This window comes from Paenibacillus sp. FSL W8-1187 (assembly GCF_037965485.1).
GTDB lineage: Bacteria > Bacillota > Bacilli > Paenibacillales > Paenibacillaceae > Paenibacillus_O > Paenibacillus_O pasadenensis.
Genome location: NZ_CP150181.1, coordinates 4346194 through 4362229 on the forward strand (window position 1 = coordinate 4346194; position 16036 = coordinate 4362229).

Below are 16036 nucleotides of genomic sequence, written 5' to 3' on the forward strand. Positions count from 1 at the left end.
GCCTCCTTTGCCAGATGCGGATCTGCTGATGCTGGCGCTGCCTGCAGCGCCCGGGGGGCGCTTGCGGAGCGGACGGGCGCCGGGAAGGCTTACGCCCGCAGGCAGTTGCGCTCGATCTCCTCCCAGCTCTCGTACAGCTCCATGATCGAGTTCTCGAGATGCTTCGGGCCGGTCTGCACGGAGATGAACTCCAGATCGTCCGCCGCCCGGACGCCGTGCAGCGTCTTCATCGGGATGTGGACGACGTTGCCCGCGCGAATCTTCATATAAGTGCCGTTGCAGATGAACTCGCCCGAGCCCTTCACGACCGTCCACACCTCCTCGCGGTGCTGATGCAGCCGGTAGCCGATGCTGGCGCCGCTGTCGATGCCGACGCGCTTGGTCAGCACGGCGGTGCCGTCGTCGTAGCTGCGGTCGTCGAGCACGCGTACCCAGCCCCAGCGGCGCTCCTCGTACATCGGGCGCTGGTCGTGGCCGATGAACTCCTTCAGCCGCGTGCTGGCGCCTTTCTCGGCGACGAGGATGCCGTCGGGGCTGGCCGCGACGACGACGTTGGAGAGGCCGATCACCGTGACCGGGATGTCCGTCTCGTTGACGAGATGCGTGTTCCTGCAGTCGCCGCTGACGATGCCGCGCCCCATGCGCGCGTCCTTCATCTCCTCGGTGAGCGTGTTCCAGGTGCCGAGGTCCTTCCAATACCCGTCATAGGACACCGCCGCGATGCTCTGCGCCCGCTCCACGACCTCGTAGTCGAAGCTGATGCTCTCCAGGCTCTCGTAATCGGCGGCGAGCCGGTCGTAGGCAAGCGGGATGCCCTTGGCCGCCATGATGTTCAGCATGTAGTCGAGCTTGAAGGCGAACACGCCGCAATTCCACAGCGCGCCGCTCGCGATCAGCTCCTGCGCCGCCGCCTCGGACGGCTTCTCGCGGAAGCCGCCGACGCGCAGCGTCCCGCCTGCGCACGGAGCGTCCCCTCCCGCCTCCGGCACGATGTAGCCGTACTTTTCCGAAGGATAGGTCGGCTTGACGCCGATCAGCGCGAGGTCGGCGCCGCTGTCCCGCAGCACGCCGTCCAGGCTCGCCACCGTCTGGAAGAAGCGGTCCTCGACGTACGGGTCGACGGGCAGCACCGCCACCGTCTCGCCGGGATCGACTTTCTCCACGGAGAACAGGTACGCCGCCGCCAGCGCGATCGCCGGGAACGTATCCCGCCGCGCGGGCTCTACGATGAGCGGCACGTCCGGGCCGAGCTGGCCGCGGATCAGCTCCGTCTGCGTGGCGCCGGTCGCGATGTAGCCGGAGCCGGCGAAGCCCGCCTCCTCGATCTGGCCCCAGACGCGCTGGACCATGGAGACGCGGGAGCCTTCGCCGTCTTCAAGCACCTTCAGGAACTGCTTCGACCTCAGGTCGTTGGAAAGCGGCCACAGCCGCTTGCCGGAGCCTCCGGACAACAGGACGAGCTTCATCATCGATCTCCGCCTTTCAGATTGGAATGGGTAAGAACGCGCGCGGCGGCTCCCGCCTCTGCTTGCGGCCGTCCGACCGCCGCCGCCGCGCGGCCGGACGGAATTTTGCGGCCGCGGCCGCCGCCGGCATGCAGCGACAGCAGCAGCTCGCGGTACTTCTCGAGCGACAGGCTGCGGCGCAGATGGCGCTCCAGATAGTCGCGCCCCTGCAGCCCCCGCTCGGCAAGGCCGGCGCGGCCGAGGCTGTACAGCGCCATCAGCTGGCGCGCGGCGTCGCCGTAGCGCTGGGGCTCGGTCGACGTGCCGCAGCCGCTGTCCCGGATGAGGCGATGCGCCTCGCTGCCTTCCTCCAGCACGCCCATGACCGCCTTGCCCGCCGCCATGACGCCGTAGATCTTGCTCGGCACCGACACGCCCTTGATGCCCTTCTGGTTGACGACCAGATGCACGTCGGCCGCGCCGAGCGAGTAGCGGAGCTGGTCCTTCGGCTGGTAGGGGAGGAACAGGACGTTCGTCAGCCCCTGCTCGCGCGCGAACTGCTCCATGAGCGGCTTGACCGCGCCTTCGCCGATGAACACGAACATCAGGTCGGACAGCTCGCGGAACTGCGGCGCGATGCGGATCAGGTTCTCGAGATCGTAGTAGAGCCCGAGGTTGCCGGAGTACATGACGACGAACTTGTCCTCCAGCCCGTGCCGCTTCAGGAACGCCGCCACGCCGGGATCGTCGCGTTTCAGCGGCACGATGTCCTGCTCGTCGGTCCAGTTGTTGATGACCGAGTGCGGGGGCACGTTCTTGCCGCCGAAGCGGCGGACGAGCGTCTCCTTCATATCCTGGCCGACGAGGATGACGTGGTCCGCCAGGCGGCAGTTCAGCTTGTCGAGCAGGAGCGCCGTCCGCTGCAGGAGCGGATGGTTCATGAATCCGACCGCCTGCGCCTGCTCGGGGTTGAAGTCCTGGATGTTGTAGATGTGCCTGGAGCGCAGCGCCAGCTTGCCGATCGTGCCGATCAGGCCGCCGAGCACCGGCGGCTGCGAGATCGTGTAGACGAAGTCCGCCTTGCGCTGCCGCAGCAGCAGCCGCACCGCATGCAGGAAGTAGGCCGAGATGTAGCGCAGGCGGCTCGCCTTGCTGCGCTTGTCCACCTCCGGCAGGCGGATGCGCAGGATCGAGATGTTCTCCAGCCGGTCCTCGGCGTAGCGCGGCGCCTTGGCGTCCTTTTTCTCCCCGGCGTAGCCCGGCTGCTGCGCGATGACCGTAATGTCGAAGTCATGCTGCAGATGCAGGCACAGCTCGGTGAGGATCTGCCCGGTCGAGGCATAGTCGGGATAAAAATAATTGATGACGAACACGATGCGCGGCTTGCTCATCGCCCTTTGGCCTCCTTTCGTGCGGGCTCGCCGGCGCTGCGGCCGGTCTCCCTCGCTTGATGCCGATTGTCAACCGGCGTTCCGTCCTGCACGGCGGTCCTTCTGGAGTCCGCCGTCCGTCATGGCCTCGCCTTCCGCGACTCCCGCGCCTCCCGCGCCTTCCGCGCCGTCCTTGACGATCCGGCGCTTCACGAACGCCGCCGGCGTGCCGGCATGCACCTCGCCGTCCGGCACCGGACGGGTGACCGTGCTGCGGGCGGCGACGACGCCCATGACGCCGACCGTCACGCCGGGATAGACGAACGCGTCGCTCGCGACCCAGGCGCCGTCGCGGAGGACGATCGGCCGCGTCACCAGGCCGAAGCGAGGATCCTCGATGTCATGGGAGCCGGTGCACAGATAGCTGCGCTGCGAGACGACGCAGTGGGCGCCGACCTCGATCCGGTCGAGGCTGTAGAACTCCGCTTCGTCGCCGATCCACGACCAGTCGCCGATCGACACTTTCCACGGGTAGGTGAAGCGCGCCGTCGCCCGCACCTGCACGCCGCGCCCGATCCGCGCGCCGAACAGCCGCAGCAGGAAGCGCCGCCAGCCGTACATCGGATGCAGCGAGTAGCGGAACAGGCTGCCCTGCACGAGCCACCAGAGCAGCACGACCGCCCCGCTCCGTCCGCGCGAGTACCCGCTCTGGTCGTACCGGTCGAGCCGGATGCGGTTCGCGCTCATGAGCCCCAGGTCAGGCCGGCTTGAGCGCCGCGCCCGCTTCCGGCCCGGCCGGCCTCTCCGGCGAGCCTGCGATATTCCTGCTCCAGCTGCGCGGCGACCTGCGACCACTCGTAATACTGCGAGGCCATCGCGCGGCCGCGCTCGCCCATCCGCTCCCGCAGCTCGGGATCGTCCAGCAGCTGGCAGGCCGCGTCCGCGACCCGGATCGGGTCGACCGGCGTCGCCAGCCCCGCCCCTTCGGCGACGACCTCGCGCCAGATGTTGACCTTGTCGGAGATGACGACCGGCACGCCGCAGGCCATCGCCTCGACGACGGCGATGCCGAAGTTCTCCGAGTACGAAGGCAGCAGGAACAGGTCGGCGTCGCGCAGCACGGCGAGCTTGTCCGTCCCGGTCAGCATGCCGGTGAAGATCGCGAACTCGCTCAAGGATGCCGCCTTCAGCCAGTCGCGCACCTTCTGGCCGTAATTCTCGTCATCCGGTCCGGTCAGCACGAGCACCGTATCGGGATGGCGACGATGGATGTCGCGGAACGCCTCGACCAGCACGTCGAGCCCCTTCTTGAAGTTGATGCGGCTGAAAAACAGCAGCATCCTCTTGCCTTCCAGCAGCTTGTAGCGGGAGCGGAACGTTCCTTTGGGCGGCAGCTCGCGGTAGTCGGAGGAGTTGATGCCGTTCGGGACGACGAAGCCGGAGCTTCCGTGCACGTACGGCTCGGCGAGCAGCAGCTCTTCCTCGGTCGTGTAGTGCAGCGCGTCGGCGCGGCGGATGTTGCGGTCCTCGAACAGCGTCTCCATGATTTTCTTGCGATAGCGATGGCGGGCATGCATGACCGGATCGAGCGTCCCGTGCGGACGGACGATGTACGGCACCCCGTGCTTGCGGGCGTAGTGGCCGGCAGCCATCCCGTGGAACAGATAGAGCGAGTGGATATGCACGATGTCGAAGCGCGGCATCTCCTTTTTCAGCGCGGCCGCCATCGCCGGCGAGGTGCGCCAGAACTTCGGCTGGATGACCGGGAAGTACCGGATGTCCACGCCGTTCTTGCGGATCGTCCGGTCGGTCGGCACCTCCAGCACGCCGCTTCCGTCCTGGTTGGTCGTGAAGATCGTCACGTCGTGGCCGCGCGCCGCGAGGGCCGCCGCCATCTCCATTCCGGCCTTTGCCGGGCCGCCGTAGCGGGGCGCCAGATTGGCGATCACATGCAGGATGTTCATGCCTTCACTTCCCTGTTCTCAAAATGGTCAGCCGGACAGCTTGCCCGTGCTGCGCAAGGAGCCCCCTGCGGGAACGGCCGCATCGCCGCCGATCCGCTGCAGGATGTCATGCAGTCTTGCCGTATAGTTCGCGTAGCTGAAATGGCCGAGTCCTTCGGGCACTTCCCCGCGCGGCTTGGACAGCAGGCGCAGGATGCCCCCCTGCACCTGCTCCGGATCGGCCGGATCGATCAGCTCGCCGAGCTTGCCGTGCATCAGCGCCTCGCTGCTGCCGTCCTTGCTCGAGGCCAGCGCCGGCACGCCGCAGGCCATCGCCTCCAGCAGCACGATGCCGAAGCCTTCGCCGTGGCTCGGCATCGCGAAGCCGTCGGCAAGCCGGTAGTGGTCGGCCTTTTCCTCCTCTGCGATCAAGCCCGTGAACACGACGGCATCATCCACGCCGAGGGCGGCGGCCTTCGCCTCCAGCCGCGCGCGGTCGCTGCCGTCGCCCACGATCAGATAGCGCAGGCGAGGCACCTGCCGCCTCAGCGTCGGCAGCGCCTCGAGCACCTCGTCGAAGCCCTTGCGCCGATCCTGGCCCGCGAGCCGTCCCAGCGTCATGACGATCCGGTCCTGCGGCTGCAGCCCGTAGCGCTCCATGAGATAAGCCGGCCGCGGACCCGGCGTGAACTGTCCCGGCTCGAACGAGTTCGGCAGCACGTAGGACGGAATGCCGGCCAGGCCCGTCCAGCCGCAGAAGCGGTCCAGCGTCAGCCGGCTGACCGAGATGACGGCGTCCAGCTGGCTCAGCGCCCAGCCGGTGCCGCCGCGCGTCACCGGGTCCCAGGCGTCGATGCCGTGGATGATGAGCGCCAGCTTGGCGCCGGTCATTTTTTTGGCGAGCGCCGCGAACGGCAGCAGATTGATATGCCCGCAGAGGATGACATCGCTGCCTCTCGCCCGTCCCAGCAGCGAGCCGAGCACCGTTTTCAGATAGCGGGGCTTGCTGTTCAGGCCGGCCGTCACGTAGTCGAGCTTCGGCGGGAGCTCTCCCGGCGGATAAGGCATGATGCGGGGGATCGCCGTCGCCCGCTCGACCTGCGGACTGGAGCAGACGGCGCCGAGCAGGTCGCGGTTGAACTTGGCGATGCCGCCGTGTCCGCCATAGGCGTCGGTGAGCAGTACAAGCGGCTTCATGGCGTCATTTCTCCCTTCAGGTTGGCATCGAAGCGGCTGTCCGGCCGAGCGCTCCGGAGGCGGAGCGGCTCGGCTCGCCGTCCGTCAGCACGGCCCAGCAGGCCGCCAGCAGGAACAGATAGACGAACTGCTCCAGGATGTTCGTCGAGATGCAGAGGACGAAGTTGACGACGACGAACACGTACAGCTGCAGGCTGCGGCTCCGCAGCTTGCGCAGCAGGCCCGGCGCGGCCGCGATCGCCGCCGCCAGCAGCAGCGACAGCGACAGCAGGCCGTACTGGGTCAGGATCGAGTTGAACGTGCCGTCCATGATCTGGTGGTCGAGCTCGACCTCGAGCTGCTTGTTCAGGTTGACGCCGGCATTCGTGCCGTAGCCGATGCCGTCGCCGAACAGCACGACGCTCAGCGGATTCGAAGTGAAGAAGCCGGTCAGCATGTCGATCCGTCCGCCCTCCACCTGCGCCTCGACGATGCTGCCGCGGTCGGCCATCAGCGTCGCCGCCTGCACGCCGCCCGTGAGGGCGAGCAGCGAGAAGCAGATGATCGCCGGCGTCAAGTACGCCGATCCGGGGCGCTTCCTTCCGAGAAGCACCTTTTCGACGAGCAGGAAAAACACGATCAGGAAGCAGCCGATGATCGCCGAGCGCGTGCCGGACATGCCGGCGACGCCGAGCGCGAGCAGCTGCAGGAGCGGCCCCAGCCTCCGCTGGACCCGGCCGAGCCGCGGCCGGGCGGCGTACAGGATCATCGCGCTGCCGAGCGCCAGGTAGCCGGCGAGCGAGATGCCGCCGAACGTGCCGATCAGCCGCAGCGAGAACGGATTCACGACGCCGAACCGGCTGGTGAACAGCGCGTACTGGATCGCCAGCACGATGAACTCGACCAGCAGCAGCCAGCCGATGCAGCGGGCGAGCGCGCGGATGAACTCCGGCCGGCCGCGCATCAGCCCGATCGCTTTGACGCAGAACAGGATCAGCAGCAGCGAGCGGCCTCCGGCCGCGACCTGATAGAGGTTGACCGTCGACTCCCGATAGGCGAGCACGGCGGTGCCGTACAGGAGGAGCAGGATCACAGGCAGGTAGTGCGCGGCCAGACGGTAGCGCTCTTGCCTGCGCATGTCGATCCAGAAGAACAGCCCGAGCAGCGCGACCATCAGGATGTCCTTGACGTACCGGAGGCTCGGTCCGAACAGCGGCTCGCCGATCGCGAACTTGGCGTAGGAGACGCGCATGCTCGCGATATCGTTGAGCGCCTCCGGCAAATAGGCCATCGAGGCGAAGATGAAGTAGGCGATCAGCCCCCGGCGCGCCCAGTCCTCCAGCGACGTCCCCCTCAAGCGGCCGCTCCGGCGGAAAGCGGGCTGCAGCGGCTGCGAGCTTGCCATGGCCATGGCGCTAGGCGTTCACGCTCATCGCGTGCAGGTAGGACGCCTCGTGCTGGACGCGCTTCAGGTCCTCGTCGACCATCATCTTGACGAGCTGCTCGAAGCCGACCTCGAGCGTCCAGCCGAGCTTCTCCTTCGCCTTGGTGCAGTCTCCGAGCAGCAGGTCGACCTCCGCCGGCCGCTGGAACTCGGGATCGATGACGACGTAGTCGCGGTAGTCGAGGCCGACATGGGAGAATGCGACGTCCAGCAGCTCGCGCACCGTGTGCATCTCGCCGGTCGAGATGACGAAGTCGTCCGGCTCGTCCTGCTGCAGCATGAGCCACATCGCCTTGATGTAGTCGCCGGCGAAGCCCCAGTCGCGCAGCGCGTCGAGGTTGCCCATGCGCAGCTCCTTCTGCAGGCCGAGCTTGATGCGGGCGACGCCGTCGCTCACCTTGCGCGTCACGAACTCGATGCCGCGGCGCGGCGATTCGTGGTTGAACAGGATGCCGGAGCAGGCGAACATGCCGAAGCTCTCGCGGTAGTTGACCGTGATCCAGTGGCCGTACACCTTGGCTACGCCGTACGGGCTGCGCGGATAAAACGGCGTCGTCTCCTTCTGCGGCGTCTCGACGACCTTGCCGAACATCTCGCTGCTCGACGCCTGGTAGAAGCGCGCGCTCGGCTTGACGATGCGCACCGCCTCGAGCATGTTCGTCACGCTGATCGCCGTCAGATGGCCGGTCGCCAGCGGCTGCGGCCAGGATGCGGCTACGAACGATTGCGCGGCCAGGTTGTACACCTCGTCCGGATCGGAGACGCGCACCGCCTCGATCAGCGAGGCGAGGTCGGTCAGGTCGCCGGACACCCAGTTGATGCGGTTCTTGATGTGCTCGACGTTCTCGTAGTTCGGCGTGCTCGTGCGCCGGCGCATGCCGTACACCTGATACCCTTGGCCGAGCAGGAACTCCGCCAGATACGATCCGTCTTGACCGGTTACCCCTGTGATGAGCGCTTTTTTCATATGCCGCATCCCCCTATTGGATGATAGATTTTTGGTTGAAAAGCTAAGCCAGCGCCGCTTGCCGATAGCCGGAGTACACCTGGCGGATGCCGTCCGCAAGCGCGGTGGAGGCGCGCCAGCCGAGGCCGTTGATGCGGCTCGTATCGACGAGCTTGCGCGGCGTGCCGTCGGGGCGGGAGGCGTCGAACGCCAGCCGGCCCTCGTAGCCGACGACGCCGGCGATCAGCTCGGCCAGCTCGCGGATCGCGATGTCCTCCCCGACGCCGATGTTGACGATGTCGCTGCCGTCATAATGCTCCATCAGATGCAGGCAGGCGTCCGCCAGATCGTCCGCGTGCAGGAACTCGCGGCGCGGCGTGCCGGTGCCCCAGATCTGCACCTCCGGCGCTCCGGATTCCTTCGCCTCGTGGATCTTGCGCAGCAGCGCCGGCAGCACATGGCTCGTCTCCAGGTCGAAGTTGTCGTTCGGACCGTATAGATTCGTCGGCATCGCCGAGATGAACGTCGTGCCGTACTGGCGGTTGTACGCCTGGCACATCTTGATGCCGGCGATCTTGGCGATCGCGTACGCCTCGTTCGTCGGCTCGAGGTCGCCGCGCAGCAGGCTGTCCTCCTGCAGCGGCTGCGGCGCCAGCTTCGGATAGATGCAGGTCGAGCCGAGGAACAGCAGCTTCTTCACGCCATGCCGACGCGCCGCGTCGATGACGTTCGTCTGGATGAGCAGGTTGTCGCGGATGAAATCGCCGCAGTAGTCGTTGTTGGCGACGATGCCGCCGACCTTGGCGGCGGCGAGGAAGACGTACTCGATTCCCGCCGAGGCGAAAAACGCCTCGACCGCCCCCGCGTCGCGCAGGTCGAGCTCGCGGCTCGTGCGGCCGATCCGATTGGCGAAGCCTCTGGACTCGAGCGCCCGCCAGATGGCCGAGCCCGCCAGTCCGCGATGGCCGGCGACGTAGATGGCCGATTGCTTGTCCATGTCCTTCCGCTCCTTTTTGCTGATGGGATTAAAACGCGTCCTTGCTGCCGAGCAGCACCCGCACGGTCCGCAGCAGGATGCGCGCGTCCATGCCGAGCGAGCGCTCGCGCACATACTGCAGGTCGAGCTCGACCATCTGCTCGAACGTCAGGCTGCTGCGCCCGCTCACCTGCCACAGCCCGGTGCAGCCGGGCGTGACGTCGAGCCGCTGGCGGTCGTAAGGCGTATACTCCGCGACCTCGCGCGGCAGCGGCGGCCGCGGGCCGACGAGCGACATGCTGCCCTGCAGCACGTTGACCAGCTGCGGCAGCTCGTCGATGCTCGTCTTGCGGATGAAGCGGCCGACCCGCGTGATGCGGGGATCGTTCTTCATCTTGAACATCGCGCCCTGGACCTCGTTCTGCGCGAGCAGCTCCTTCAGCCGCTCCTCCGCGTTCGAGACCATCGAGCGGAACTTGAACATGCGAAACGGCTTGCCGTCCTTGCCGACGCGCGTCTGGTAGAAAAAGACGCTTCCCTTCGGATCCTCGAGCTTGATCAGCAAGCCGATCAGCACGAACACCGGACTGAGCAGCACGAGGCCGATCAGCGAGCAGCCGACGTCAACCGCCCGCTTCATGCCTTCGTACAAAGCGATCTGCCGCGCCTGGGCCGGACATCCGCCTCCCGCCGCCATCATTTCCTCGCTTCGGTCTGGATATGCCAAGTGAACCGCTCCCCTTTCCTTGGATTCGTTCGACCGGCGGCCGCCCGCCGGTCCGTTCGCCCGTCGTTCCCCGATCAGTTCGCCTGCTCAGCCGTCGACAGCTCCGCTCCCGGCACATCCCTCGTCCAAGCCTGGTAATAGCTCATGTTCTTGCCGTAGGAGTTGTCGAGGACGACATGGGGCAGATCCATCAGGCTGGCGAGGATGTGGCCGTGCAGCCGGGAGGTGACGATCATGCGGTAGGAGCCGAACTGCCTGACCGCCTTGTCCACCAGATGCTGCGAGTAGCGGTACCAGACGCGCTGCAGCAGCCCCCGGGCTGCCGTGAAGCGGTACAGCTTCATGATCAGCACGATGCCTTTCCGCTCCGCCGGATGGTAGAGATGCTGCCAGTCCTTGCTCTCCGAGCCGCCGGCCTTCCGCTCCAGCTTCTCCTGCTCGGGCGTCTTCTCGACGTCCGTCCGCAGGAAGAACAGCGTGTCCTTCGTCGGATGCTCCGGCGCGGCGATCGGATACAGCTGATGGGCCATGTCGGGCGACAGGTAGACCTGCACGTTTTTGAACTTCTTGCTCGCCATCTCGTACGAGAGCGAGTCCCGGACGTACAGATGCAGGTCGGGATGGCGGTTCAGGATGCTGGCCGTGCGGCCGAAGTTCAGCTCGCTCTTGTAAAAGATCGTCTGCGGCAGCACGACGATCCGGTTGCCCGGATAGCGCTCCACGACGCTCTCGCGCAGCAGCTGATGCTTGGCGTACAGGTCGCCGAAGTTGCCGCCGCCCTGCAGCACGAGGATGACGCCGGGCGGCACGCGCAGATCGTCCGGGAAGTCGGCGACGCTGTAGCGGGCCTTCACGCGGATGCCATGCGCCTGGAAGAAGGCCTCGGTTCCTTTCATGATGAGGATGTCGCCGATGTTGCTGTAGACCGGGTAGTCGATGTAGATGATTTCCGAGCCCTTCGGGATGCTCTTCGTAATGAGCGACAGCCTCTCCTTGAGCTGCTCCATCGGATGCAGGCCCAGGCGGCCCGCCGCGAGCGGCGATTCGATCTCGGTCTTGCCCATGCGTCTCATGCTCCCCCTTCGGCGGCGGATGCCGCCTTTTTTCTTGCTTGGATTCGAGCCTTCAGAAACTTCAGGTCCTCGCTGCCGGACAGGATGCGGCGGATCGGGACGCCGAACAGCAGCTTCATCGAGGCGATCGAGAACGCCATCCGGATGAACGCGCCGCCGAGCAGCGCGAGCGCCAGTCCTTCCAGTCCCCAGAGCGGGACGAAGGCGAAGAACAGCCCGATCGTCGCGGCGAGTGCGACCAGCTGCCGCACGAGCACCATGCCCGGCCGTCCCATCGCGTTGAACGCCGAGGCGAGGATCCAGGAGCCGCCGCCGACGATGCACTCGATCGACAGCAGGTAGAACGCGGCGCTCGAGCCGGCGAAGTCCGGGCCGAACACGAGGCCGATCAGGCGGCCGCCGATCCACATCGCCGGCACGACCGCGAGCGTCATGAGCGCCATCGACAGCCGGAACGCCCGGCTGACCGAGGCGATGACGACCTCCTTGCTCTCGCCCGTCACCTTCGGGAATACGACGCTCGTGATCGCCGTCTGCACGACGTTGAACATGCGGGACAGCGCGTAGATGACGGAGTAGACGCCAAAGTCGCGCGGCGCCAGCAGCGCCAGGATGATCAGCTTGTCGAACTGGCCGTACAGCGTGCCGAGCAGGTCGGTGCCGTACACGCGGCTGCCGTAGCCGAGCAGCGGACCGGCGACGCGCCGGCTCCACGCTTGCCGCAGCGGCGCCAAGCCGAGCTCGTCGCGCAAGGCGTACAGCGCCGCCGCGATGACCGCGCCGGTCGTCGCCAGATAGACCGAGGCGGCGGCGGTCAGCGTCAGCGCTCCCGCCGCCCACAGCGCCGCCAGTCCGGCGAGGTTGAGCAGCGGCACGTACAGCCGGAGGCCGTTGTACACGCCGAACCTCGCGCGGCTCTGGGCGGCGGCGGCGATCAGGTTCGCCGCCAGCGCCATCGGCACGGCGAGCGCGGCGTAAAAGCGGGCCGCCGCGATCGCCTCGGCGCTATAGCCGTCCATCCACTGCGGCAGCAGGAACCAGGCGAGCGTGCCGGTCAGCAGGCTGACCGGAAGCAGCAGCGAGAAGGCGAGCGCCGCCGCCTCCCGCAGCGCCGCGCCGCGCTTCACCTGGTAGATCAGCGACGTCGGCAGCCCGAAGCCGGTCAGCCCGGCGAGGAAGGCCGGCCAGAACAGGATCGCCGCCAGCTCGCCCTTGCCCTCCGCTCCGAGCAGGCGGGCCGTCAGGATGGAGCTCAGCGTGCCGAGCAGCAGGATGAGCAGGTTGACGCCGCTCGTGCGGGCGATCGTCGCCAGCGCGCCTTTGCCGCGGAGCGCGCCGGCCAGGCGGCCGATCCGGCCCCGCCGCCGGGATGGCGGCTGCGCCGGGAGCGCGATTTCCGGCCGGATCGGGTCCAGACTCATGAGCGATTCTCCTTTTTCACTAAAAATTATTCATTATGCGACCATAAGAGCGTCAGCTCGCCCGGCCGCGCGCCGCCGCAGCCGTCCGCTCCTTACTTGAACCAGCCGAGCCTCCCGGCAATATAGCCGTTGCTGTACTGGATGCGCCGCAGCTGCACCATCTGCTTCTGCGGATTCGGCAGCGAGAGCAGCAGCAGCAGCGCCGACGGGCCGATCTTGAGCGCCTGCTTTAGCATGTAGGCCGCTCCCCGGCCTCCGCGCGCGGCGTCGCTGATGCCTTGCCAGTACACCCGGCGCAGGAACCACTTGCGGCTAATGCGGCTGCGGTCGATTTTATGGTCGACGGCCGCATGCGGCGTGTAGTAGACGGTGCTGCTCCGGCGGATGCGGCCGATCAGCTCGCTTTCCTCGTTGGACAGCAGGCTGCTGCCGACGCGGCCGAGATCCTCGCGGAACGGCTCATGCTCCCGGAACAGCGCGGCCCGAAACGCGACGTTCGCTCCGAACGGGATGCGCGGCGCCTCCATTTCGACGACGCGCGGCGCGAAGTCCAGCACCGTGTAGAGCGTCTTGAACGCCTCCGGCAGCCAGTCCGGCTCTCCGCCCTCCCACACCGGGTCGATGCGTCCGCCGACGCAGCCGATCGCCGGGTCCCGCTCGAACACGTCGACGATCGCGCCCATCCAGCCCGGCCTCGCCACCGCGTCGTCGTCGAGGAACAGGATGTACTCGCCCCTCGCCTCGCGGATCGCCCGATTGCGCGCGGCCGACAGGCCGAGCTTGTCCTCACGGATGCAGCGCACCCGCTCCGGGCCGACGCCGGGTCGTTCCTGGATGCCGCGGATCGCATCCGCCGTGCCGTCGGTCGAGCGGTTGTCGATGACGAGCACCTCGTACTGCGACTCGTCGACCTGCTGGGCGAGCACGCTTTCCACCGCCTCTCGCGTGTCTTTTGCACGGTTGTGCGTGCAGATCGCAACAGTCACCTTCATGCTACTCGCCCCGCGCCGCCATCAGGCCCCGGCCGAGCTCGCGCTCGAGCATCTCGCTCATCTCCGACAGCAGCGGATGGCGCAGCTCAGGGTTGCGTATCGCGAACTCCAGCGACGTCAGGATGAAGCCGAGCTTTTCCCCCACGTCATAGCGGATGCCTTCGAAGTCGTAGGCAAATACGCCCTGGCTCTCGTTGAGCCGCTGGATCGCGTCGGTCAGCTGGATTTCTCCGCCTGCGCCGACCTCCTGCCTCCCGAGAAAGTCGAAGATCTCCGGCGTCAGCACGTACCGGCCCATGATCGCCAGATTCGACGGCGCCTCGCCCGGAGCGGGCTTCTCGACGAAGCGGCTGACGCCGTGCAGCCGGCTCTGCGGCACTTCGATATGGCCGATCGGATCGACGATGCCGTAGCGATGCGTCTGGTCGACGCCGACCGTCTGCACGCCGATGACCGACTTGCCGGAGCGCTCGTACTGCTCGATGAGCTGCTTCGTGCACGGGATGTCCGACTGCACGATGTCGTCGCCGAGCAGCACCGCGAACGGCTCGTCGCCGATGAAGTTGCGGGCGCACCAGACGGCATGGCCGAGCCCCTTCGCTTCCTTCTGGCGGATGTAGTGGATCTCGACGTTGGAGGAGCGGCGCACCTTTTCGAGGATGTCGAGCTTGCCCTTCTCCGCCAGCGTATGCTCGAGCTCGAAGGCGATGTCGAAATGATCCTCGATCGCCCGCTTGCCCTTGCCGGTGACGACGATGATGTCCTCGATGCCGGATTCGATCGCTTCCTCCACGATGTACTGGATGGTCGGCTTGTCGACGATCGGCAGCATTTCCTTCGGCATCGCCTTCGTCGCGGGCAGGAACCTCGTTCCGAGCCCTGCGGCAGGGATAATCGCTTTCCTTACTTTTTGCATGCCCCTCATCCCTTCTTTGGATCGAATTGGTGGTTGACGCTCGGCCCGCCCTGCTCCGGTCCGGGCCGGTCTGTCCGCGGACAGCCTCGGCTTCAGCCCTGCTGCTCTTCCCCGCCGTAGTAGTAATAGTAATAGCCGCTACCGCTCGAGCGGTCCACGTTGTTGAGCACGACGCCGAGCAGCCGCGAGCCGGCCTGCTCCAGCACCGCCTTCGCCTTGCGGGCGATATCGCTCTTCACCTTGCCGGAGTCGATGACGAGCAGCACGCCGTCGCATTTGCCGGCGACGATCTGCGCGTCGGTCACCGCCATGATCGGCGGCGTATCGATGACGACCCGGTCGTAGCTGCCCTTGGCCAGCTCCAGCAGCGACGTCATCGCCTTGGAGCCGAGCATCTCCGACGGATTGGGCGGCGTCTGGCCGGCGGTCAGCACGTCGAGTCCTTCCACCGACGTTTCCTGGATGCCTTGGGCGAGGCTGCATCTTCCCTGCAGCACGGAGGTCAGTCCCGCGCGGTTCGACAGTCCGAAGATATGATGCTGCGACGGCTTGCGCATGTCCGCGTCGATGAGCAGCACCTTCTGTCCGGTCTGCGCGAATGTCACCGCCACATTGGCCGATGTCGTGCTTTTTCCTTCTCCGGCTCGGCAGGAAGTGACCATGAGCAGGTCGACCGGCTCGTCGACGCCGGCATATTCGACCCCCGTCCGCAGCATGCGGTACGACTCGGAGATCGGCGATTTCGGATTGTTCTGGGCGATCAGGCTCCAGCTACGCGTCGAGCGTGACATTGCTTTTCCTCCCTACTCGGCCCGCGGCCGGCAACGGTTTCTTGTCCCGATGCGTGCCGGCTGGCGGCAGCGCCTCGCTGTCCTTGAATTTCGGAATGACGGTCAGCACCGGAAGCCCGAGCACCTCCGCGACATCCTCCTCGGTCTTGATCGTATCGTCCAGATACTCCAGCAGGAACGCCAGGCCCAGCGCCGCGAGCAGCGAGAGCGCCAGCGCCATCGCGATGTTGAGCTTCGCGTTCGGGGCGACCGGGGCGGCCACCGCCTGCGGATCCGCCTGATTGAGGATCGAGACGTTGTCGACCTGCAGCAGCTTCGGAATCTCGTTGGAGAACACGACGGAGACGGCGTTCACGATCCGCGCCGCGCTCTCATAGCTGCCGTCCCTGGCCGTGACCGACATGACCTGCGTGTCGTTGACCGAGCTGACGGTCACCTTGCCGGCGAGCTCGCCGGCCGTCTGATGCAGCTGAGGATATTCCTCGGCGACGATTTGCATGATGCGCGGCGTCTTGATGATTTCCTTGTAGGTTTTGATGAGCTGGATATTGCTGTTGATGAGATTCAGATCCAGACTGGACATCAGCCCTCCGCCATCCTTTACCTGGCCGACGAGCAGCTTGGCCGAGGCTTCGTACTGCGGCTTCGCATACCAGTAAGAGTAGGTCGCCGCGAGCGAGCCGCTGATGACGACGATGGCCGCGATCATCCAGAGGCGCTTGCGGATAATGAACAGGTAGTGGTTGAGTTCCAAGATGTCCCCTCCAAATGAGAATTCTAAACGAGTTATTAAATAGTTTTAATTATTCGAAACGA

At 66.4% G+C, this 16036-nt stretch carries 15 protein-coding genes; all 15 read right to left on the bottom strand.

The window, feature by feature from the left end; all coding sequences use genetic code 11:
- Positions 1-89: 89 nt before the first annotated feature.
- On the bottom strand, positions 90-1466 hold the full coding sequence (locus NYE40_RS18765) for a sugar phosphate nucleotidyltransferase (RefSeq protein ID WP_339280076.1): 1377 nt from the start codon (positions 1464-1466) through the stop codon (positions 90-92).
- On the bottom strand, positions 1466-2836 hold the full coding sequence (locus NYE40_RS18770; protein WP_339278780.1) for a glycosyltransferase family 4 protein: 1371 nt from the start codon (positions 2834-2836) through the stop codon (positions 1466-1468). Before NYE40_RS18770 ends, NYE40_RS18765 begins: the two co-directional genes overlap by 1 nt.
- Positions 2837-2905: 69 nt before the next feature.
- Positions 2906-3562 (bottom strand): WcaF family extracellular polysaccharide biosynthesis acetyltransferase, encoded by a 657-nt coding sequence (locus NYE40_RS18775; RefSeq protein ID WP_101808063.1) that lies wholly within the window; start codon positions 3560-3562, stop codon positions 2906-2908.
- Entirely contained in the window at positions 3559-4779 is a 1221-nt protein-coding gene (locus NYE40_RS18780; RefSeq protein WP_339278781.1) for a glycosyltransferase, read from the bottom strand. Before NYE40_RS18780 ends, NYE40_RS18775 begins: the two co-directional genes overlap by 4 nt.
- Positions 4780-4806: 27 nt before the next feature.
- Positions 4807-5955 carry a glycosyltransferase gene (locus NYE40_RS18785; RefSeq protein WP_052333604.1) on the bottom strand — a complete coding sequence of 383 codons (1149 nt, stop codon included), beginning with the start codon at positions 5953-5955 and terminating at the stop codon, positions 4807-4809.
- A gap of 16 nt (positions 5956-5971) precedes the next feature.
- Positions 5972-7345, bottom strand: coding sequence for a hypothetical protein (locus NYE40_RS18790; RefSeq protein WP_339278782.1), 1374 nt, complete (start codon positions 7343-7345; stop codon positions 5972-5974).
- Between the two features lie 4 nt (positions 7346-7349).
- The gene (gene gmd, locus NYE40_RS18795; protein WP_339278783.1) at positions 7350-8345 is read right to left on the bottom strand and encodes a GDP-mannose 4,6-dehydratase; all 996 of its coding nucleotides are present in this window, start codon (positions 8343-8345) and stop codon (positions 7350-7352) included.
- A gap of 43 nt (positions 8346-8388) precedes the next feature.
- Positions 8389-9321, bottom strand: a complete 933-nt coding sequence (locus NYE40_RS18800) for a GDP-L-fucose synthase (RefSeq protein WP_339278784.1) — start codon at positions 9319-9321, stop codon at positions 8389-8391.
- Positions 9322-9349: 28 nt separating this feature from the next.
- Positions 9350-9997, bottom strand: a complete 648-nt coding sequence (locus NYE40_RS18805) for a sugar transferase (protein WP_052333616.1) — start codon at positions 9995-9997, stop codon at positions 9350-9352.
- 104 nt (positions 9998-10101) lie between these two features.
- Positions 10102-11091, bottom strand: a complete 990-nt coding sequence (locus NYE40_RS18810; protein ID WP_101808065.1) for a polysaccharide pyruvyl transferase family protein — start codon at positions 11089-11091, stop codon at positions 10102-10104.
- Between the two features lie 5 nt (positions 11092-11096).
- Positions 11097-12521, bottom strand: a complete 1425-nt coding sequence (locus NYE40_RS18815) for an oligosaccharide flippase family protein (RefSeq protein ID WP_101808066.1) — start codon at positions 12519-12521, stop codon at positions 11097-11099.
- Between the two features lie 92 nt (positions 12522-12613).
- Positions 12614-13513 (bottom strand): glycosyltransferase, encoded by a 900-nt coding sequence (locus NYE40_RS18820; protein WP_028600480.1) that lies wholly within the window; start codon positions 13511-13513, stop codon positions 12614-12616.
- A 1-nt stretch (position 13514) separates the two neighbouring features.
- A complete protein-coding gene (gene galU, locus NYE40_RS18825; RefSeq protein ID WP_043111928.1) occupies positions 13515-14429 on the bottom strand; it encodes a UTP--glucose-1-phosphate uridylyltransferase GalU in 915 nt (304 codons plus the stop codon).
- 92 nt (positions 14430-14521) lie between these two features.
- Positions 14522-15220, bottom strand: a complete 699-nt coding sequence (locus NYE40_RS18830) for a CpsD/CapB family tyrosine-protein kinase (RefSeq protein ID WP_028600479.1) — start codon at positions 15218-15220, stop codon at positions 14522-14524.
- Positions 15201-15974, bottom strand: coding sequence for a Wzz/FepE/Etk N-terminal domain-containing protein (locus NYE40_RS18835; RefSeq protein ID WP_043111925.1), 774 nt, complete (start codon positions 15972-15974; stop codon positions 15201-15203). Before NYE40_RS18835 ends, NYE40_RS18830 begins: the two co-directional genes overlap by 20 nt.
- Positions 15975-16036: the final 62 nt, after the last annotated feature.